Origin of the sequence: Bradyrhizobium sp. 87, assembly GCF_023073015.1 — a bacterium.
Classification (GTDB): domain Bacteria; phylum Pseudomonadota; class Alphaproteobacteria; order Rhizobiales; family Xanthobacteraceae; genus Bradyrhizobium; species Bradyrhizobium canariense_D.
Window position 1 is genome coordinate 440,209 of record NZ_JADPIQ010000148.1, and the last position, 19,458, is coordinate 459,666.

At 62.8% G+C, this 19,458-nt stretch carries 18 protein-coding genes; 5 read left to right on the forward strand and 13 right to left on the reverse strand.

Annotation, left to right across the window (positions count from 1 at the left end; genetic code table 11):
* Positions 1–7: 7 nt before the first annotated feature.
* The 7 genes from paaX to IVB50_RS40515 all read right to left on the reverse strand — a co-directional run bounded on the left by paaX (position 8) and on the right by IVB50_RS40515 (position 6,101).
* Positions 8–874 carry a phenylacetic acid degradation operon negative regulatory protein PaaX gene (paaX, locus tag IVB50_RS40485; protein WP_018457021.1) on the reverse strand — a complete coding sequence of 289 codons (867 nt, stop codon included), beginning with the start codon at positions 872–874 and terminating at the stop codon, positions 8–10.
* 92 nt (positions 875–966) lie between these two features.
* A complete protein-coding gene (locus IVB50_RS40490; RefSeq protein WP_018457022.1) occupies positions 967–1,737 on the reverse strand; it encodes an alpha/beta hydrolase in 771 nt (256 codons plus the stop codon).
* Positions 1,738–1,938: 201 nt separating this feature from the next.
* The gene (locus IVB50_RS40495) at positions 1,939–3,225 is read right to left on the reverse strand and encodes a DUF445 domain-containing protein (protein WP_018457023.1); all 1,287 of its coding nucleotides are present in this window, start codon (positions 3,223–3,225) and stop codon (positions 1,939–1,941) included.
* A 165-nt stretch (positions 3,226–3,390) separates the two neighbouring features.
* Positions 3,391–3,846 (reverse strand): phasin, encoded by a 456-nt coding sequence (locus tag IVB50_RS40500; protein WP_018457024.1) that lies wholly within the window; start codon positions 3,844–3,846, stop codon positions 3,391–3,393.
* Between the two features lie 202 nt (positions 3,847–4,048).
* Positions 4,049–4,642 (reverse strand): GNAT family N-acetyltransferase, encoded by a 594-nt coding sequence (locus tag IVB50_RS40505; protein WP_018457025.1) that lies wholly within the window; start codon positions 4,640–4,642, stop codon positions 4,049–4,051.
* Positions 4,639–5,721 (reverse strand): alpha/beta fold hydrolase, encoded by a 1,083-nt coding sequence (locus IVB50_RS40510; RefSeq protein WP_026233284.1) that lies wholly within the window; start codon positions 5,719–5,721, stop codon positions 4,639–4,641. The genes IVB50_RS40505 and IVB50_RS40510 overlap by 4 nt, the downstream gene beginning before the upstream one ends.
* The gene (locus IVB50_RS40515) at positions 5,718–6,101 is read right to left on the reverse strand and encodes a hypothetical protein (protein ID WP_018457027.1); all 384 of its coding nucleotides are present in this window, start codon (positions 6,099–6,101) and stop codon (positions 5,718–5,720) included. The genes IVB50_RS40510 and IVB50_RS40515 overlap by 4 nt, the downstream gene beginning before the upstream one ends.
* A gap of 170 nt (positions 6,102–6,271) precedes the next feature.
* Here IVB50_RS40515 and IVB50_RS40520 point away from each other — a divergent pair, with 170 nt between their 5' ends.
* Positions 6,272–7,186, forward strand: coding sequence for an alpha/beta hydrolase (locus tag IVB50_RS40520; RefSeq protein ID WP_018457028.1), 915 nt, complete (start codon positions 6,272–6,274; stop codon positions 7,184–7,186).
* 149 nt (positions 7,187–7,335) lie between these two features.
* A complete protein-coding gene (locus IVB50_RS40525) occupies positions 7,336–7,800 on the forward strand; it encodes a nuclear transport factor 2 family protein (protein WP_018457029.1) in 465 nt (154 codons plus the stop codon).
* Between the two features lie 28 nt (positions 7,801–7,828).
* On the opposite strand, the gene IVB50_RS40530 is transcribed toward IVB50_RS40525, so the two are convergent.
* From IVB50_RS40530 to IVB50_RS40555, 6 genes are read right to left on the reverse strand one after another with little or no spacing between them, the layout of a single operon-like run.
* Positions 7,829–8,503, reverse strand: coding sequence for a spermidine synthase (locus tag IVB50_RS40530; protein WP_247300233.1), 675 nt, complete (start codon positions 8,501–8,503; stop codon positions 7,829–7,831).
* A gap of 30 nt (positions 8,504–8,533) precedes the next feature.
* Entirely contained in the window at positions 8,534–11,764 is a 3,231-nt protein-coding gene (locus tag IVB50_RS40535) for a cytochrome P450 (RefSeq protein ID WP_247300235.1), read from the reverse strand.
* Between the two features lie 45 nt (positions 11,765–11,809).
* A complete protein-coding gene (locus IVB50_RS40540) occupies positions 11,810–12,805 on the reverse strand; it encodes an alpha/beta hydrolase (RefSeq protein WP_018457032.1) in 996 nt (331 codons plus the stop codon).
* 10 nt (positions 12,806–12,815) lie between these two features.
* Positions 12,816–14,366, reverse strand: coding sequence for a wax ester/triacylglycerol synthase family O-acyltransferase (locus IVB50_RS40545; RefSeq protein ID WP_018457033.1), 1,551 nt, complete (start codon positions 14,364–14,366; stop codon positions 12,816–12,818).
* A 46-nt stretch (positions 14,367–14,412) separates the two neighbouring features.
* Entirely contained in the window at positions 14,413–15,213 is an 801-nt protein-coding gene (locus IVB50_RS40550) for an alpha/beta hydrolase (RefSeq protein ID WP_018457034.1), read from the reverse strand.
* Entirely contained in the window at positions 15,213–15,470 is a 258-nt protein-coding gene (locus tag IVB50_RS40555; RefSeq protein ID WP_007593837.1) for a DUF6489 family protein, read from the reverse strand. Before IVB50_RS40555 ends, IVB50_RS40550 begins: the two co-directional genes overlap by 1 nt.
* A 304-nt stretch (positions 15,471–15,774) precedes the next feature.
* On the opposite strand from IVB50_RS40555, the gene IVB50_RS40560 reads away from it, so the two are divergent.
* The 3 genes from IVB50_RS40560 to IVB50_RS40570 all read left to right on the forward strand — a co-directional run bounded on the left by IVB50_RS40560 (position 15,775) and on the right by IVB50_RS40570 (position 19,436).
* On the forward strand, positions 15,775–17,370 hold the full coding sequence (locus IVB50_RS40560; protein ID WP_018457035.1) for an ABC transporter substrate-binding protein: 1,596 nt from the start codon (positions 15,775–15,777) through the stop codon (positions 17,368–17,370).
* A gap of 103 nt (positions 17,371–17,473) precedes the next feature.
* Positions 17,474–18,454 (forward strand): ABC transporter permease, encoded by a 981-nt coding sequence (locus tag IVB50_RS40565; RefSeq protein WP_007607877.1) that lies wholly within the window; start codon positions 17,474–17,476, stop codon positions 18,452–18,454.
* Between the two features lie 10 nt (positions 18,455–18,464).
* Entirely contained in the window at positions 18,465–19,436 is a 972-nt protein-coding gene (locus IVB50_RS40570) for an ABC transporter permease (RefSeq protein ID WP_018457036.1), read from the forward strand.
* Positions 19,437–19,458 lie beyond the last annotated feature (22 nt).

The following is a 19,458-nucleotide window of genomic DNA, read 5'->3' on the forward strand; positions in this document are numbered from 1 at the left end:
ATAACAATCAAGTCTCGAATCTCCTCTCCAGGAGTTTCCGCGCCAGCGGCAATGGCCCCTTTTCATTGGTCCCACGACCATCAAGCCATTGTTCCGATGGGACAAGCAGCGCGCGATAGATGTCGCCGCACAACGCACGGGCGGCCTTGCCTGGCCAGTTCGCCGGAAGCAGGCTTTCGGGCAGCAGCGGATCGCGCAGCACGACTCGGCGATAATGGTGGATCAGGAGGATGCGCGCCGTGAAGGCGTCGGCCTCGGACAAGTCGCTGCCGCGCGCGATCGCGGCGCGCAGCGGCTCGAACGTCTTCATGAACTTGAGATAGGCGTCCGCGGTGCGATCCAGTGGCCAGCTCGCACTGAGCAGCCGGCGACCACTGTCATCCTCGGCCGAGACCTCCAGACGGATGGCGCCCGCGGCCTCGCCGGGCACTGGCACGCCTGACGGGGCGACCCACACGCCCGGCAGCGGGCTGCCGAAGCCGGCATTGCGGAGCGCCTCGCGCGAGGCATCGCGATCCTCGCCATTGCCGATCAGAAGCAGCTCGAAGCGCCCGGTCCAGTCGGATGGCGGCGGATCGTAGATATGGCGTGTCGCGGCCTCGAAGATCTGGCGGCCCTTGTCGGCCAAGCGGTAAAAACTATTGCGGCCGACCTTTTCGCGCGTCAGCCAGCCATCGGCAGCAAGCCGCGACATCGCGGTACGCACCACGCCGCTGTCGATGTCCAGGGTCTCGAAGAATTCCAGCAGCGTGCCGAGCCATACCGAACCGCCACGCGGCACGATGGCATCACCGAATACCGTGATGACGATAGAGCCGGTGCGCGACGGCTCGCGCTTGAGCTGATCGATGATGCGGGACAACGGATGCGCCATGCGCGAGGCATAGCGCGTTTGGTGCGGGCACGACAATGGACGGGTGCGACGCTCTTCTCCCTTGCCCCGTTCTTACGGAGAGAGGCAAAGAATTACCGATGCGGATCGGGATAGACCACGCTGCGCCAGCCGCTGCGGTCGAAGGGCCGCCAGCTGCCTTCCTTCTGCGCAAGGCGATCAGCCACCGCGAAGACAGCGGCGGGATGATGGCCCATGCCGCAATGGCTGCTCTCGATCTCGATGCTCTCGGTCTGCGCGCCCGTCTTCTCCATGCAGCCCTGCCAGGCGCAGACGCCGTCGGTGCGGCTGAAGATCGCCGTGGTCGGCACCGGCGGCGGAACGGCGAGATCGCCGCCGAACTGCGGGTCGACCTCGTTGGACTTCCGGCCGCTCGCCCATTCATAGACTCGCCAGGCATTGGTCGAATGCGGATCGCCGGCAAAGGGGCTGCCGAGCGTGATCACCTGGCGTACGCGGTCGGGCATCATCTTGGCGAGCTGGCGCGCATAGAGACCGCCGAGGCTCCAGCCGACCAGGCTGATCTTGCGGCCGTGCCTGTCGCTGAGCTCCTGAACCAGATCCACCATCGCGTGCTGCACGCCCTCGCGCAGGCCATAGTTGCGGCCTTGGCGCCAGCCGCTCACCGCATAGCCCTTGCCGGACAGAAAGGTGCGCAGTGCACGCGTGGACCCGTCGGAGGCCACGAGGCCCGGCAGAACCAGCACCGGATGCCCATCGCCGCGCGGCGCGAGGCTGAGCAGCGGCAGCGCGCCGAGGAAGGCGCCGAACTCGTGGATCGCTCGCCCTTCCAGGAACATCAGGGTGCGAGACGGCGGGCTCAGCGTCTGGGCAGTAGCGGTCATCAATGGTCCCCTTGGGAAAATTGCTGAAAAGGCCACCGGTTGTTTGCCGGCAAATGGGTATGGGATTCCAACACGCCGGCTTCTTGATCGTTCCGCAACGCAACATGAATCAGCTAGGCAGCGGGTTCCCGACATTCAAGCGGGAGACACTCCGGGCCACAATAGGCCCGCGCGTTAATGCTGACGTCCGTGACGCAAAAGTCACAACAATCGAAGCAGGAATTCTACGGAGTAAAGCGCAAGACCCGCCAGCCCGCCGATCAGCGAGCCGTTGAAGCGGATGTATTGCAGGTCGCGGCCAATGTTGATTTCGATCAGCGAAATCAGCTGCGCCATATCCCACGATTTGACCTGGTCGGAGATGAAGGTCGAGACGCCGCTCTTCTGGTCCGCGACGAAACTGCGCAGCACCGCGACCAGCCCCTTGTTGATCTCGCCGCGCAGCTCGGCATCGCCCGCAAGCGCTTCGCCCGCCGCGACACACATGCCCGCGAGATGATGCTGCAGCACCTGCGTCTCGCCGCTTGCACTACGTTCGATGAAGGACCGCGTATTGGCCCAGACGGTGCGGGCGAGATCGGCAAGCTCGGGACGCGCGAGCAGATCGCGCTTCAAGCCGTCGATGCGGTCGATATAGGCCTGGTCGGTGCCGAGCCGGTCGACGAAGCTCAGCACCATGCGATCGAACTCGCCGCGAAAAGGATGTTTGGGATCGCTGCGCACTTCATTGAAGAACGCGGTGGCGGAGGCCACGATCTTGTTCACCAGAAACTTGTCGGCGCGATAGAGCCTGAGCAAGGTCGGCAATTCCGCGCGCACCTTCTCGCGGATGATCGCCATCGTCTCGGTCTGGTTCAGCGTCTCGTGCATCACGCGCAGAAGATCGTCGAACAGGATCTGGTGCCGCCCTTCCGCGACGAAGCCGCGCAACGTGCCGGCCGCGAGCGGCGCCAGATCGACGGCCTGGAGCTGCGAGGACATGCGGCGGATGATGAAGGTCATCAGACCGGAGCTCTCGGTCGCGGAGACAGCCTCCGGCAGCAGGCGCAGCGCAAAGCGCGCGAGGTCATCGCTGCGCTTGCGATCGCGCAGCCAGTCGGCGACGAAGGAGCCGAAATCGATCTCCTTCAGCTTGGCCTCGACGGGAGCGGCCTCGAGGAAATGCACCTGGATGAACTCGCCGAGCTTGTCGGCGATACGGGCCTGGTTGCTCTGGATGATCGCGGTGTGTGGGATCGGCAGGCCGAGTGGACGCTTGAACAGCGCGACCACCGCATACCAGTCGGCGAGCCCGCCGATGGTCGCGGCTTCGGCGAAGGCCGCGATGAATCCGAACACGGGATGTACGGGCAGCAGCCATTTCGCAACGACGAACAGGACAAGCGTCGAGCCCAGCACCAGCGTCGCCAGCGCTTTCACGCGGCGCAATTCGGCTGCGCGTTCGGCATCGCCGGGAGTGTCGAAAGAGAAGGCGCCTGATGGAGTCATCACAGCATCACCCTATCCGTCATTGCGAACGAAGCGAAGCAATCCAGAGTCTTTCCAAGGAGGCAGACTGGATTGCTTCGCTTCGCTCGCAATGACAGCTACGGCGGAATAACAAAAGGCCCGCCGAAGCGGGCCTCAAATTCAGTTTTTACTCAGGGGGCCGTATCAGGCGGTCTTGTTGTAGACCTTGGCAAAATTGTCCTGAGCGGACTTCGCACCGTTAGCGGCGAGCTTGCCGAAATAGTCGGTGGTCGCCTTGGCGCGCGAGACGAACGCTTCGCCGCGGGCGCGGAGCAGGCCGGACTGGATCTCGACAGCTTCGCTGAACGACTTGGCGGACGCGAGCTTGTCGATGCCCGCGAAGAATGCCTCGGCGTCCTCGTAGATCGCCTGCTGGATGTTGCGGCTGATCTTGCCGGCTTCGGTGACGGTCTCGGTCACCGCGTTTTCGACGGCGGCGGTCACGCGCTCGGAGCCAGCGAACACCTCGGCAGCACGATCCTTGGCAGTGTTGGCGGACTTCTTGACGAACTCGCGGGCGGCCTCGGGAACTTCCAGGTTCTGGATGTTCTTGAACGCGTCCTTGAAGCCTTCGAAAACGGTGTTGGTTTCGGTGGTCATTGGGGGTCTCTCCATCCTCATTGGTTGAGCTATGGGCTCACCCCGTCCGGTTTTGGCCCGGGGCACGGCTTATATGCCATAGTTAATTGTGCGACGCAATATCCATATTGCAGTGCGATATCACGAAACCGTGAATAGCCATGTTGAGAGGCATCTGGCGCCTCCCTGACCATCCGGGTTCCCGAACACCGTCCAGCGGTTCTCAATGCTGGACGGCGCCAGGCAGCCCATAGGCCTCCATCTGGGCCTGGACCTGCGCGATGTTGTGCCCGAGCACGACGATATCGTGGGTCTTTCCGTCGACGTCGCGAACATGGTCGCGCAGCAGTGCCTCGGCCTTGAAGCCAAGGCTCTCGAACAGGGTGATCGCCGCCTGCTGATCGACCGTCATTTGGACCGAGAGCTTCTCGAGGCCGGCCCCGAGCGCGAGGGCGAAGGTCTCCTGCGACAGCGTCCTTCCCACCCCCTTCCCGCGCACGTCGAGCGAAACCACCATCCGGATCTCGCCGACATGAGGCGACCAGGAGTGCGGATCGCGCACCAGCGTGCCGCAGCCGACGACCGTGCCGTCCCTGACCGCGAGCAGGCTCGTGATCGCGCCGCGCGCGATCTCCTTGACCCAGGCGGAGAGCACCTTCGGCTCACTGATGTTGCGCGGCAGGAACAACAGGTCGTGGGTCGGCAGGCCCTTGCCGAAGGCGAGCACCGCGGCTTCGTCCGCCGGGGACATCAGGCGGATCTCGATATCGCCCGCGTCCGTCTTCACATGGCGCGGATAGGAACGCTGCTCACTCATGTCGATCTCTTCCCCAGCCAGGAATCCAGTTTCGGCCACAGCCGCTTCACCGCATTGGCGCCGGCGACCAGCGAGACGTGACCGCCCTTCAGCATCACCTCCTCCTTGTCCTCCGATCCGATCTTGGCGATCAGGTGCTTTGCCGCCTCATACGGCACGATGTGGTCATGCTCGGCGACCGCATGCAGGAACGGCACCTTGATGTCCTCGAGCTTCGCCGCACGGCCGCCGACCGACATGGTGTCGTTGAACAGCTTGTTGTCCCACATCAGGTCCTTGGTGATGGTGCGGAAATATTCGCCGGCCAGCGGCAGCGTGTCGGTCGCCCAGCGGTCGAACATCCGGTAGGATTTGACGAACTCGTCGTTCCAGATGTTTTCCCAGAGCTGGATCTGGCTGACGGTGCGGGAGGCCGGGCGCAGCATCTCGAACGACGACAGGATCATCTCGGGCGGCACGTTGCCGACGCTGTCGACGAGGCGATCGACGTCGAAATAGCGACGGTCGGAGAAGTTCGAGAACAGCTTCATCTCGCGAAAGTCGATCGGCGTGGTGAAGCAGATCAAATTCTTCATCGGCCCATCCTTGTGGATCGAGCCGTAGAGCAGCGACAGCACGCCGCCGAAGCAATAGCCGATGACGGAGACGTCCTGTTCGCCGGAATCCTGCTGCACGCGGCGGATGCAGTCCGGGATGAAGTCGAGGACATAATCCTCCATGCGGAGGCTCTTCTCCTCCGGCCGTGGCGCGCTCCAGTCGAGCATGTAGACGTCGTAGCCGCGCTTCAACAGGAACTCGATGAAACTCTGGCCGGGCACGAGGTCGAGAATGTAACCGCGATTGGTGGTCGCCATCACGATCAAAATCGGAATTCGATAGATCTCGTCGGACATCGGTCGATAGTGGTAGAGGCTCATCGTGCCGCGTGAATGCAGCACGTCCTTCGGCGTCGACCCGAGCGTGGGGCCGGACGTCGAGAAATATTCGACGCCCTTGATGCTTCTCTGGATGGCGCGTTGCACCTCGGACTGGATGCGCTCCGGGATCCCTGCGAAGTCTAATCCGGCGGGTGCATTCATGTCTTCTCTCCGCCTTCAGACGGCGGGCGCTTGGTGCGCGGCGGGCGCAATGCAGTATCGGAGCCCTGAGAAATTCCGGAACTTGCCGCCATCTGGCTCAGCATCGACTTGATCTCACCGATCTGTCCTTCGATGGACTGTAGCCGTTCCGCAAGGCCGGTGACCTGGTCCCGGCTCGGCAGATTCATGGAGACCAGATATTTCTCCATGAGGTCGCCGAGCTGCTTCTGAGCACCTGCAGCAACGCCGCCGGCCCGGTTCACGGCTTGCGAAAACTCGGGCGACGACATGGCCTGATTGGCGAAGGAGTTGAACCCCTTCTCCATCTCGCCAACCATCTTCTGCCACATGGCAATGGGGTCGTTGCTTTTGTCGGTCATCGGCGTCCTCCTGAAAGCGAGAGCTTCGATGCCCTTCCTTTTTCGCCATACCACACCGTTGCGCGGTGCCGGTCAACCAGCAAGCAGCGGGTCCGGTGTCGCGGACGCGGCTTCATTGCGAGGGGAAACCGTGCGATACAGCATTAATCAAAAGCCGAGGGAACGCACCCGTGAACGCCTATCATCCGCCGCAAACCGTCCACGCCAACGGCATCGACATCTGTTACGAGACTTTCGGCAACGACAGTGCCGAGCCGCTGCTTCTGATCATGGGGTTAGGCGCCCAGATGATCCACTGGGACGATGCGTTCTGTGAGCAGCTCGCCGCGCACGGCTTTCGCGTCATCCGGTTCGACAATCGCGACATCGGCAAGTCGAGCCATCTCACAGGCGGCAAGCGTCTGACGCCGCTCGAGCTGTTGAAGCTCCGGTTTCTCAGGATTCCCGTGGCCGCAACCTACAAGCTGATCGACATGGCAAAAGACACTGTCGGGCTGATGGATGCGCTCGGCGTCAAGTCGGCGCACCTGGTCGGGGCGTCCATGGGCGGCATGATTGCGCAGGAAGTGACGTTGTCGTTTCCCGAGCGGGTGCGCTCGCTCACCTCGATCATGTCGACGACCGGCAATCCGCGCCTGCCGCCCCCGACACGCGAGGCCGCCGCGATGCTGATGGCGCCGCCGCCGCGCAGCAAGGAGGAGTTCATCGTCCGCTACGGCCAGACCTGGAACGTGTTGCGGGCCGGGTCCTTCCCGGAGGAAGAGGCGCTCGATCCCGGTCGTGCCGAGCGCGTGTTCGCGCGCGGGCTCAATCCGGCCGGTGTCGGCCGGCAGCTCCGCGCGGTGCTCGCCTCGGGTAGCCGCAAGGAGCGGCTGCATGGCGTCAAGACGCCGACACTCGTCATCCACGGCACCGTCGATCCGCTGGTCCGCCCCCAGGGCGGCAGGGACACGGCAGAGTCAATTCCGGGGGCCAAGCTGCTGATGATCGACGGCATGGGCCACGCGCTGCCGATGCGGTTCTGGCCGGACATCATCGACGCCATCGCCAAGCACGCCCATGGCGCGGAGGTGCAGGCGGCGTAGATTGACCGACGCAGACAGTCTCCTCACGGTGACCATGTGAGCTGCCGGTTACTCTCTTAACGCGTGCCGGTGCGAAAGCTATACAGGCCTCCTTCAATCGCTGAGAACCTCAATCGCCAACAAAGAGGCCGCGGCCTCTCGGAGTTCACATGCATCTCATCGTCCGGTCGGCCGCAATCGTCGCTGCTTCAGTCCTCACGCTGTCCCTCGCCAGCGGCGCCGCGATGGCGGGTGGCGCGCAAGAAGAAGCCAATCGCAAAACTGTCCTTGCGTTCTACGAGAAGGGGCTCAACCAAAAGGACGCCGATGCAGCCCTCGCCTATGTCGGCGACCGCTACGTCCAGCACAATCCAAACGCGGCCGATGGTCCGGACGGATTCCGAAAGTTCATCGGCTTCCTCCGGGATAAATTCCCGAACTCGCACAGCGAGATCAAGCGCAGCTTCGTGGATGGCGACTACGTCATCCTGCACGTTCACGCGGTACGCGAGCCCGGCAGCAGGGGCAATGCGATCGTCGACATCTTCAAGCTGGAGAACGGCAAGGTTGTCGAACACTGGGACGTCGTGCAACCGATCCCGGAAAATCCGGCGAACAACAACACGATGTTCTGACGATCGAACCGGTTGCTGGGCAAGCGGCCTAGCTCTTCCTCGCCATCCAGATCACGTGACGTGCGCCACCGCCTCTTCCGGTGGCGCGGATATTGACTTCGTTGACGTCGAATCCGGCGCTCCCGAGCCGCTTGGTGAAGGCCGGGTTGGGCCCCGAGGACCAGACCGCGAGCACGCCGCCCGTCCGCAGCGCCGTCTTCGCCGCCTTCAACCCGCTCGCATTGTAGAGCGCATCATTGCCCTTCCGGGTCAACCCTTCCGGCCCGTTATCGACGTCGAGGAGGATGGCATCGAATGCCGACCGCTGCGCCCGGATGATTTCGCCAACGTCGGTTTCCCGAATGCTCACCCTGGAGTCATCGAGGCTGTCGCCGAACACCTGCGCCATCGGACCCCGCGCCCAGGCGACCACCGCCGGCACGAGCTCGCAAACCACGATCTTCGCCTTGCTTCCGAGCACGGTCAGCGCAGCACGCAGCGTAAAACCCATGCCCAGGCCCCCGATGAGGACGACAGGTTTTGCGACCGTCTCGATCTGCTTCGCCGCAAGCGTGGCGAGCGCGGCCTCCGAGCCCGACAGGCGGTTGTTCATCAGCTCGTTGGTGCCGAGCTTGATGGAGAACTCCTTGCCTCGCCGCATCAGGCGAAGCTCTTCATCGGAGCCGGGGATTTTGGCGGTATCGATCTTTTCCCAGGGAATCATGCGAGAGCTTTAGCACGTCCGGCTGCCGGGTTATCCACCCGCCCATACGTCCAGAACATACCGGTTCTTTGCACCCATCTCCTCGATCCAGCGGGCAGCCGTGGCGGCATCGCTGCCGCTCTTCTCGCGATGGATCGCGACCAGCGCCGCCTTCACGTCGGGCTCCATCTTGCTGCCGTCGCCACAGACATAGACGATCGCGCCCTGCTCTATCAGCGGCCAGATATTGTCCTTCTGCGCAGCGAGGACGTGCTGCACGTAGGTCTTTGGCCCCTCCGCGCGCGAGAACGCCGTGAACAGCTCGGTGATGCCGCTCCCCGCCAGCGCCTTCAGCTCGTCCGCGTAGAGAAAATCCTGACCGGGATGACGGCAGCCGAAAAACAGCATGGCCGGGCCGAGCGCGGCGCCGTTGGCCTTGCGCGCGGCGCGCTCCTGGAGGAAGCCGCGGAACGGCGCCAGTCCCGTGCCCGGGCCGATCATGACGATCGGCACGGATGGATCGTCCGGGAGCCGGAAGCCGGCCTTGGTCTCACGCACGATTGCATGGATAACGTCGCCCGCGCGTCGATTGGCGAGATAGTTCGAGCAGATACCCTTGTACGTGCCGCGGCCGGAGGCGGCCGGTCCTTCAACCACGCCGACCGTGACGCTGCAACGAACCGGGTCGACCGACGGCGAAGACGAGATCGAGTAATAGCGCGGCGCCAGCAGCGAGAGCATTTCCAGATAGACGTGGAACGGCAATTCGCAGGCCGGATATTCGAGCAGCAGATCGAACACCGATTTTCGCCTGGCCAGAATCTCGCTGCGATAACGCTCGAGTGTTTCAGGCTCCTCGCCAACGAAGGCCAGCAGTTTTGGTTTCGTGACCGGACAACGCGTATGCTCGGTCATGATCTGAATCTGCTTTCGTGTCGCCACTTGCTGGAGCTCGACGAACTCGCTGAGCAGGCGGCCCACTGACACGGCATCGCCGACCGGCAATTGCGCGCGGCGGCCTTCGGCGACCTGAAGCCTGATCTGGTCGGCCGGCAGGAAGCCGAAGCGACGGGCAACCGAATCCACCAGCGTCGGATCGTTGCGCGGGACCACACTCAGATGATCGCCGACGCGATACGTGATGTTGGACGGCAGCTGCACCTCGATGTGGCGCGTCGAGCGCTCCGACGGATTGGAACCGGCCTTGTTCTGAAGCTCGTCATTGACCAGCACCTTCATGGCCACCGCGCCGCCCTGGGCGACGATGGTGTTGACGGCGGTCACCGCGACCGGCTCGATCGCGTAGAGCGGATCATCCTCCGCGGTACGGGTGAAATTCCAGTCGATGCCGAATTCCTTGGTCGCGACCTGGGCGGCCGCCGGGAACCATTTCTGAAACTGGCCGTCGAGATCGCTGCGCGCATCGCCTTCGCCACGCGGATAGACCGCGCGCGCACCATGCGCCAATAATTGTTCATCGATGAAGCGCGGTACCGATTGATAGGTCGCGGCCCAGTCGCTGTTGCCGCAGCCGAACACGGCGTAGCGCACATCGGCAAACGCATCCTTCGGCAGCTCGTCGCCGAGCCATTTGACAAATTGTGTCGCATTGTCCGGCGGCGCGCCGTTATAGGAGGCGCAGATGATCAGGACGCCGCCCTCCCGCGGCAGCTTGCCGACGTAATCGTCGAGCGGCCCCAAATGCACGGCAAAGCCGTTGATCTCGGCAAGGTCGGCCATCCGCGTCGCCAGCTCTTCGGCGGTGCCGAGATTGGAGCCGTAAAGTACGAGCATCGGCGTGTTGTGGCCGGGGCGCGCGGTGGGCTGGCGCGGTGCCTTCGGCGCCGACGACACCGCTACAGGTCCACCATAGGCGCCGCGCTCGCGATCGGCGCGCGGACGGACCTTGATCTTGAAGCCTTCCGGCTTCATCGTGAGCGTTTCCTTCAGATGCATCTGGTAGCGCTGGTGGTCGACCAGCTTGAAGCGCTGGAGGATCATGCCGAGCGCGAGCGCGGCCTCGTGCATGGCGAAGCCGCGGCCGATGCAGGCGCGCTGGCCGTTGCCGAACGGCTTCCAGGCATTGATCGGCCGTTTGGCTTCCGCCTCCCGGCTGAAATTCTCCGGATCGAACGCATCCGGGTTGGGACCCCAGACAGAGGGATCGCGATGCAGCGCGGTCACCAGGATGGTGGTGAACGTGCCCTTCCTGAGCTTGTACTTGCCGCCGCCGATAGCCTCGTCGTTCAGTGGGGAGATGCCATAGGCCGGCGCCGGCGGCCATAGCCGCAGCGCCTCCTTGAGGATCTGCGTGATATAAGTGAGCTGCGTGACCTGTTGATAGGTCGGACGCACGTCGACATTGGGACCGAGGACGCGGTCGACCTCGTCATAGGCTTTTTTGAGAATGTCGGGGTGCTTGAGCAACGCATAGAGCGCGCAGGACAACAGGCCGCTGGTGGTCTCGTGGCCTGCGATCAGGAACGTGTTGATCTGGTAGCGGATGTTGACGTCGTCGAGCTGCTCGCCGGTCGAGCGATCGACGCCCGTCATCATCGCCGCAAGCATATCCTTCTTGTCGGTCGCCTCGCCTCCCTTGCGGCGCTCCGCAATGATCTCGTCGACCATCCTGTTCATGAAGTCGACATCTTCAGCCATGGTCTTGCGCCGCTTCTGCATCCAGAGCTGCTCGAACGGCAGGCCGCGCGTCATCATGATGGTTTCGAGCGAGCGCACCAGCGACTCGACGAAGGGGTGGTAATCGCGCCGGTAGAACGAATTGAAGCGGTAGTCGAAGCCGCACAGGCCGATCGTATCCAGCGTCAGCGCCGTCATGTCGTGGACGACGTCGATCTCGTCGTCGGCGTTGAGCCGTTCCCATTTGCCCACGAGCTGCTCCGCGATGTCGACCATGCTCGGGTGATAGGACTGCATGGCGCGGTTGCCGAAAGGCTGGAGCAGGATGTTGTGCGCCTTGCTCCAGTTCGGCTCCCTGGTGTCGGCCGTGAACAAGCCGTCGCCGCCGACCGCGCGCACCCGCCGCAGGGCACCGCGCACCGTCTTGTCGAAACGCTTCTCGTCGGAGAGCTCGTCGACGAGATCGTGGCCGGAGACGACCACGATCGGCGAGCCCATCATGTCGAGCCAGAAGATCGGCCCCAGCTCCTTGGCAAGCCGGGTCAGATGCTGCACCGGTGCGGCCGAATCCAGCGACAGCATGTTGCCGACCACCGGCTTGGTCGGCGGCTGCGGGATCGGGTCCAGACGGTTCTTCGATGACATTAAAAGTGCTTCCCCTGCCTCGGTATTCAACGCCGTCGTTGCGAGCTAGCCAAACCGCCTTCTACGCCATTCGATCAGCTTGGCGCTGACTTCCTCCGGCTTCTCCTGCTGCGTCCAATGGCCGCTGTCGCGGACCAGATATTTTTCCAGATCGGGGATCAGCTTGTCCATGCCATCGGCGGAAGACGGCGGCAACACCGCGTCGTTCTCGGCCATGATCATCAGCGACGGCACGCGCACCGTATGATCGAGCCCTTCGGCGCGCATCCAGTTGCGGGACATATTGCGGTACCAGTTGATGCCGCCGGTGAAGCCCGTCCTGGTGAAATTGTCCACGAACACCTTTTTCTCTTCGGGCGACAGGATCGGCGTGCGAGGATCGTGCTTCGCATCGTAGCCCGCGATCATCTGCGGAAATGCCAGGTTCAGTCGCGGGGAGGCACCGACACCCGCGACGACTTCCTCCGCCGGAGCATCTGCCGGGCGCGCTACGGGCTGGCGCATGAAGGCATCGAAGGTCTGCTCGACGCGACTGCCAAAGATCTTGTCGGGCTCACGCGCGGGATCCTGGAACTGCACGATATACATCTTTTCGCCGAAGCGCGCGCGCAGGAGTTCGATCGGATCGGCCCAGGCGCGGTTGGTATGAGGCGTATTGATGCCGACCACGCCGGCGACCCGGTCGATGTGCCGGAGTGGCATCTGCCAGACGATAAAACCGCCCCAGTCATGGCCGACGAAGATCGCCTTGTCGATCTGAAGATGGTCGAGCAGGCCGATCAGATCGCCGGTCAGGTGCTCGATGTCGTAGTCCTCGACCGGCTCTGGCCGGTCGGTCGCGCCGTAGCCGCGCTGGTCCGGCGCGATCACGCGGATGCCGGCCTCGCTCAGCGCCTTGATCTGGTGGCGCCAGGAAAATGCGAGTTCGGGCCAGCCATGGCACAGCACCATCGGCGGCTTGTCTGTGACCGGGCCCGCCTCGTAATAGCCCATGCGGATTCCGTTCGTCTGTACGAACTTGAGCGGTGGCATTTCAATCATCGGAACATTCCTACTCAGCGGCGCCCTTTATGTCCGCCGCGGGCGAAGCATAGGCAGCCTCGAGCGCGGCGAATTCTTCCGGCAGCATGTCGCACATCACCTGCACGTGCGGAATGATGTTGGCGCCGACGATGAAGCCGAAATCGAGCTGGTCGCGATAGCTCTGCACGGTGATGTTGAGCGCCTGTCCGTGCGTCGAGATCGATACCGGGAAGATGTGCAACAGCTCCGCGCCCGCGGCGTAGAGCGTCTGCCGCGGCCCCGGCACGTTGGACACCGTAATGTTCGCAGCCGGCGGCAACACATTCGACAAGTCGGAGCGGCTGTAGAGCAGCGCCATGATCTGCACGACAATCGGCGCGCCCAGCATCGAGATATTGGAGATCTGCGGCATCAGAGCCCGCAGTGGATGCGACATCTCCTTGGACTTGGTCGATTGCGCGATAATGGCTTCCAGGCGTGCCTTGGGATCGTCGATGTTGGTTGCGATAGAGCAGATCATGCCGAACACCTGGTTGTTGGCGTCGGTGTTGCCCTCCTCGCGCAGCGAGATCGGTACGGCAGCGGTCAAGGACTTCGCCGGCAGCGTTCCATGTTGCTGCAGGTAGCGCCGGACCACCCCGGAAGCGAGCGCCAGCACGACGTCGTTGAGTTTGCCGCCGGCCTGCTTGGCCAGCGCCTTGGATCGCGACAGCGAAATCGAGACACCGGCGAAGCTGCGCTCGGACGAGATCGATTTGTTGAGCATGGTCGGCGGCGAGACCATGCTGGCGAGGCTCTCGCGCGATTTTGGATCGGATATCTTGCCGAGCACGTCCGAGACGCTCTTGACCATGGTTGGGATGTTGCCGGCAAAGCGCACCGCACTCTCGATCTGGTACATCGCATTGTCGAACAGGATCGAACCGATATCGCTCTTGCCGGTGCGTGGCAGCTGCAGATTCTTCGCGGCCGCCGATGGATCGAGCGGCTGGGTGAAAAGCTGCTGGTAGGAATCGACCAGGTTCGCTGCGATGTCGCGCGGCTCCTGCCCGGGCTTCGCTCCCGCGGTCGGCGGATCGACCTTCCGCGGGATCGGCGAGATGTCGTAGATCATGTTGGTCAGCGCCGCACCGGCGCCGCCGTCGATGGCGGCATGATGCATCTTGGAATAGAGCCCGACCTCGTTGTCCTTCATGCCCTCGAACACGTAGAACTCCCAGAGCGGGCGGGCACGGTTCAAGAGCTTGGCGTGCATCCAGCCCACGATGCGTTCGAGCGTAGCGCGGTCGCGCGGCTGCGGCAGGCTGGCGCGGAAGATGTGACGGTCAATGTCGAACTGATCGTCCTCGATCCAGGAGGGATGATCGATATCGAGCGGCGCCTTCTCCAGCCGCGCTTTGAGGATCGGCGCGATGTGCAGGCGCGAGACGATCATCGCCTTGAAATCTTCGAAGAAGTCGCCCTTGTAGTCGTCCGGCAGACGAAAGATCGCCATGCTCCCGACATGCATCGGCATTTCCGGCGTTTCCAGATAGAGAAACGACGCGTCCAGCGACGACAGCTTCTTACCGTCAGCCATAGTTCCCTCCCGAGTATTTGACGGGCGCCTTAGGCGGCGCTTCTCGTCAGGCCGATACTGCCTGTTCCGGCGGGGCATATGCAATGGCAAACGGCCCTGCCCTGTCAAATGGCCAGAACTCTCCCTCCGGTTGCGCAAGGCGGTCCGCCACGGCCCACAGCGCCGCGGGATTCACCCCAAGCCCGATATGGCTCGCCAGGTGCACCTCGATGTTCTCGGCACGGTCGGAGGGACGCAGCAGGCAGGTCCGCCAGTTCACAATCCCGTCGGCGCGCGAATAGATCGACGTCGCCGGCACCGGAAGATCGCCGGCGATCGCCACGCGCAGCTCGGCGAAATCCTCGACACGCTCGCCGGACATCATCTCGTAGAGCCGCGTCGCATTGGTCGCCCGTATGTCATTGGCAAAAGGGCTGCCGAGCGTGATGGCATTGCGGACCATGTCGGGCGCCTGGAGCGCGAGATCGCGCGCATAGACGCCGCCGAGACTCCATCCGACCAGGCTGACCTTGCGGCCGCTCGCAGCATGGATTTCGGCTAGACGGGCGCGCAACGAATCCCGCATCCGTCCGAACCCGCCGAAATTTCGGCCCATCCGCCAGGCATGTGCCTCATAGCCAAGCTCGCTGAGATAGCGCCGCATCGGCGCCATCGAGAGATCGCTGGCGAGGAAGCCAGGCAGCGCCAGCACCGGATGGCCGTCGCCTTTTGGCGCCCGCATCAGGACCGGCGACAGCAGCAGGCTGGCGTTGAGTTCGAGCAACCCACGGGCTTCGGCGAGCAGCAAAGCAAGGCCCGGCGGACGAAGCCGGCCTGAGGTCTGCGGCCCGTCCGGACCGGGCGGCATTATTTCTTCTTATCGCCGCTGCGCGTGCCGCCGAGGCCGGCCATGGTGACGAACATGTCCTGAAATCGCTCGGCAAGCTTTGGATCGAAGGTGAACCAGCTCTGGATCAGCGATTCCGGCGAGACCTTGTCGATGTTGCTCAGAACCTGCTGCTGCAGCTTGTCCATGACCGCCGTCTGCATTGGTGCCAGGTCGGGCAATCCGATGAACTGACGGGCTTCGAGGGGGGTACAGTCGATTTCGATGTTAACTTTCATGTCCCCTCCAGATGAGATTCGAGCGGCCTACTGCAGTATCGCCGCGAGGCGGTGTACAACGCAAGCGACCTGAAGCCGGTGGCGGCGCTCCGGCTTCCCCGATCGGCGGATATGGTCAATCAAAATCGGCCGCGGCCGCGCCCGTCCTCCCGTCATGCCGGTCAGCATTGCTGCACAGCGGTGCAACTTGGCGCGTTCCTTGCTGGAATGGCGCTTGCACGGGTCGAGAACTCTGGGCAACATGGTTCGATCAGCCCCGCCGAACAATCAAAAATGACGGTGCGGGCGAGTGGAGAGGTCAAGAATGTCAGTCGGACGAAGTCTGTTTGCGGCGACGCTCGCCAGTATGCTTGCGTTGGCGGTCTCGCCGGCGTCGAGCCAGACGCTGCGCTACGCCAACCAGGGCGATCTCAAGTCGCTTGATCCGTATTCGCTGAACGAGTCCACCACGCACGCTCATCTCGGTCACGTCTATCAAGGCCTCACCGCGCGCGACAAGGACCTGAAGATCATCCCGGCGCTGGCTGAGAGCTGGGAGACACCGGAGCCGACCCGCTGGCGCTTCCATTTGCGCAAGGGCGTCAAATTTCATAACGGCGACCCCTTCACCGCCGACGACGTGCTGTTCTCCGCCGATCGCGTCCGCAACAAGAACTCGAACATGCAGACCCGGCTGGCGCCCAACGTCAAGGTCGTCAAGGTCGACGACTACACAGTCGATTTCGTCCTGCCCTCGCCCAATCCCATCCTAAATTCGTCGTGGGATGTCTGGTACATCATGGACAAGAAATGGGCTGAGGAGAACAAAGCGGTCGAGCCGACGCCGGTGTCCGCGACCTCTCCGAGCTATGCCTCGCTTCACGAGAACGGCACCGGTCCCTTCATCATCGAAAGCCATCAGCCCGGTGTGAAGACCGTGTTCAAGGCCAATCCCAACTACTGGGGCAAGATGGAAGGTAACCTGAAGGAGATTATCTTCACCCCGATCTCGTCCGATGCCACCCGCGTCGCCGCGCTGCTCTCGGGTGAAGTGGACGTGATCGAGCCGGTGCCGATCCAGGACATCTCCCGCGTCGATGCGAGCCCGAATGCCCAGGTGCTGAAGGCCCCTGAGTTGCGCACCATCTTCATCGGATTCGATCAGACGCGTGACGAGCTGCTCTACTCCAACATCAAGGGCAAGAACCCGTTCAAGGATGTCAAGGTCCGCGAAGCCTTCTACAAAGCCATCGACATCGAGCTGATCAAGACGCGGGTGATGCGCGGGCTGTCCACGCCCTCGGCGCTGATGATCGCTCCGGAATTGTTCGTGCTGTCCAAGGAGTTCACCCGGCCGAAGTTCGATCCAGATGGTGCCAAGAAGCTCCTGGCCGAGGCCGGGTACCCCGAAGGCTTCGAGGTCACCATGGATTGCCCGAACGATCGGTACGTCAACGACGCGGCGATCTGCCAGGCCGTCGTGGGCATGCTTGCCCGCATCGGCGTCAAGATCAATCTGCTGGCGCAGCCCAAGGCGCAATACTTCGCCAAGGTGTTGAAGCAGGGCGGCTATCAGACCTCGTTCTACATGCTGGGCTGGACGCCGAGCACGATGGACTCCCATAACGTGCTCTACGACATTATGGGCTGTCGCGACGATGCGAAATCATCGCGCGGCGAGGCCAATCTCGGCGGCTATTGCAACAAGGAATTCGACGCCATCACCGACAAGGTGCTGGTCGAAACCGACACCACAAAGCGCAACCAGCTGATCAAGCAAGCGTATGAGATCAGCATCAAGGACTGGGCTTATATTCCGCTGCACCAGCAGGCGCTGGCCTGGGGCGTATCGAAAAAGGTCAACCTGCCGCAGCGCGCCGACAATCTGGTCATGTTCCACTGGGCGACCAAGAAGGAATAGCGTCAGTTGAACACAAGGTCCCGGCAGCGTCAGGCTACCGGGACCTTTCCTTTTCGGCTGACAAAGACGTCGGCCAGACGCACACTCAAGGAAAGTGGAAGGCATGCTCGCTTTCACTCTTCGCCGGGCCGTTCAGGCCATCGGCGTCATGTTCGCCGTCGGCATCATCGCGTTCTCGATGTTCCGCTTCGCCGGCGACCCCATCAACCAGATCGTCTCGCTTGATACGCCGGCGGCCGAACGCGCCGCCGTGCGCAAGTCGCTGGGCCTCGATGATCCCGTGCCGGTGCAGTTCGTGCGCTATTTCGCCGATGCGGCGCAATTCAAGTTCGGCGTCTCCTATCAGTTCCGCCAGCCGGTCTCGACGCTGTTGATGGAGCGTATGCCGGCAACGCTGGAACTTGCGATCTGCGCGACCGTATTTGCAATGGTCTCCGGCATCCTGATGGGCGTCTATTCGGCGCTCAGGCGCGACACCCTGCTCGCCAAATTATTCCAGGCGGTTTCGCTGATTGGCATCTCGCTGCCGACTTTCCTGATCGGCATCCTTCTGATCTACCTGTTCGCAGTGACGTTGGGCTGGTTGCCCTCGTTCGGCCGGGGCGAAGTCGTCAAGCTGGGTTGGTGGACCACGGGCCTGCTCACATTGTCGGGCCTGAAGGCGCTGATCATGCCCTCGATCACGCTCGGCCTGTTCCAGATGACCCTGATCATGCGGCTGGTGCGCGCGGAGATGCTGGAAGTGCTTCGGACAGATTATATCCGCTTTGCCCGCGCCCGCGGGCTGACAACCCGTGCCATTCATTTCGGCCACGCGCTGAAGAACACGCTGATTCCGGTGATCACGGTAGCCGGCCTGCAGTTTGGCTCGGTTATTGCATTTTCGATCATCACCGAAACCGTGTTCCAATGGCCCGGCATGGGACTTCTGTTCGTACAGGCCGTGCAAAACGTCGATATCCCGATTATGGCCGCCTACTTGCTGATGGTCTCACTGATTTTCGTCACCATCAATCTGGTGGTCGACATCCTCTACACCGTCGTCGATCCGCGCCTGCGCGCGACCGTCGGCCGCGCCACATAAGGCAGCCTGTATGTCCGAAGTGGTCGCCTCTCATCCCGACAAGCCGAGCACGCTGCCGACGCATGCCGCCCGCAGCTGGTTCAGTCGCGCACTCAACAGCGACATCTTCTATTCGTTTCGCCGATCCAAGCTGACCATGGTGGCGGCAGTCATTACCGTGCTGTTCTTCCTGCTCGCGATCTTTGCCTCCGCGCTCGCGGTGCAGGACCCGTTCGATCCGGCACAGCTCCAATTGATGAATTCCCGGATCTCACCGCTCTGGACCGCCGAGGGGCAGAGCCCGTTCCTGCTCGGCACCGACGAGCAGGGCCGCGACGTGTTCTCCGCCATTCTCTACGGGCTGCGCATCTCGCTCGCCGTCGGCGTGGCCGGCGTGATCTTCGCCGGCGCGCTCGGCATCGCGCTTGGCCTGGTCGCCGGCTATTTCGGGGGCGCGGTGGACGGCGTGATCATGCGGATCGCCGACGTGCAACTCACTTTTCCCGCCATCCTGATCGCGCTGCTGGTCAACGGCATCGCCAAATCGATCCTCGGCAACCGGCTGGATGCAACCAGCATGCTGGTGGTGCTGGTGATCTCGATTGGCCTGAGTTTCTGGGTCGGGTATGCCCGCACGGTGCGCGGTTCCGTGATGGTCGAGAAGAACAAGGATTACGTGGCGGCCGCGCAATTGATCGGCCTTCCCGCACCAAAGATCATGTTCCGCCATGTGCTGCCAAACACGATGGGTCCGATCCTGGTCATCGCCACGATCAACCTTGCGCTCGCCATCATCACCGAGGCAACGCTGTCCTTCCTTGGCGTCGGCCTGCCCGACACAATGCCCTCGCTCGGCACGTTGATCCGCATCGGCAACAACTACCTGTTCGCGGGCGAATGGTGGATTGTGGCCTTCCCTGGTATCGCGCTCGCTGCCCTGATCCTGTCGATCAACCTGCTCGGCGACTGGCTGCGCGACGCGCTCAACCCGAAGCTCCGATGAACAACATTTCGATGAGCAAGAC

Excerpts from the sequence above, each read along its gene's own strand:
- IVB50_RS40545 (WP_018457033.1), bottom strand. The coding sequence starts at position 14,366 with ATGGCTGACGGTAAGAAGCTGTCGTCGCTGGACGCGTCGTTTCTCTAT.
- IVB50_RS40500 (WP_018457024.1), bottom strand. The coding sequence starts at position 3,846 with ATGACCACCGAAACCAACACCGTTTTCGAAGGCTTCAAGGACGCGTTC.
- IVB50_RS40555 (WP_007593837.1), bottom strand. The coding sequence starts at position 15,470 with ATGAAAGTTAACATCGAAATCGACTGTACCCCCCTCGAAGCCCGTCAG.
- IVB50_RS40515 (WP_018457027.1), bottom strand. The coding sequence starts at position 6,101 with ATGACCGACAAAAGCAACGACCCCATTGCCATGTGGCAGAAGATGGTT.
- IVB50_RS40560 (WP_018457035.1), top strand. The coding sequence starts at position 15,775 with ATGTCAGTCGGACGAAGTCTGTTTGCGGCGACGCTCGCCAGTATGCTT.
- IVB50_RS40540 (WP_018457032.1), bottom strand. The coding sequence starts at position 12,805 with ATGATTGAAATGCCACCGCTCAAGTTCGTACAGACGAACGGAATCCGC.
- IVB50_RS40530 (WP_247300233.1), bottom strand. The coding sequence starts at position 8,503 with ATGATTCCCTGGGAAAAGATCGATACCGCCAAAATCCCCGGCTCCGAT.
- IVB50_RS40495 (WP_018457023.1), bottom strand. The coding sequence starts at position 3,225 with ATGACTCCATCAGGCGCCTTCTCTTTCGACACTCCCGGCGATGCCGAA.
- IVB50_RS40550 (WP_018457034.1), bottom strand. The coding sequence starts at position 15,213 with ATGCCGCCCGGTCCGGACGGGCCGCAGACCTCAGGCCGGCTTCGTCCG.
- IVB50_RS40505 (WP_018457025.1), bottom strand. The coding sequence starts at position 4,642 with ATGAGTGAGCAGCGTTCCTATCCGCGCCATGTGAAGACGGACGCGGGC.
- IVB50_RS40525 (WP_018457029.1), top strand. The coding sequence starts at position 7,336 with ATGCATCTCATCGTCCGGTCGGCCGCAATCGTCGCTGCTTCAGTCCTC.
- IVB50_RS40570 (WP_018457036.1), top strand. The coding sequence starts at position 18,465 with ATGTCCGAAGTGGTCGCCTCTCATCCCGACAAGCCGAGCACGCTGCCG.
- IVB50_RS40535 (WP_247300235.1), bottom strand. The coding sequence starts at position 11,764 with ATGTCATCGAAGAACCGTCTGGACCCGATCCCGCAGCCGCCGACCAAG.
- IVB50_RS40510 (WP_026233284.1), bottom strand. The coding sequence starts at position 5,721 with ATGAATGCACCCGCCGGATTAGACTTCGCAGGGATCCCGGAGCGCATC.
- IVB50_RS40490 (WP_018457022.1), bottom strand. The coding sequence starts at position 1,737 with ATGACCGCTACTGCCCAGACGCTGAGCCCGCCGTCTCGCACCCTGATG.
- IVB50_RS40565 (WP_007607877.1), top strand. The coding sequence starts at position 17,474 with ATGCTCGCTTTCACTCTTCGCCGGGCCGTTCAGGCCATCGGCGTCATG.
- paaX (WP_018457021.1), bottom strand. The coding sequence starts at position 874 with ATGGCGCATCCGTTGTCCCGCATCATCGATCAGCTCAAGCGCGAGCCG.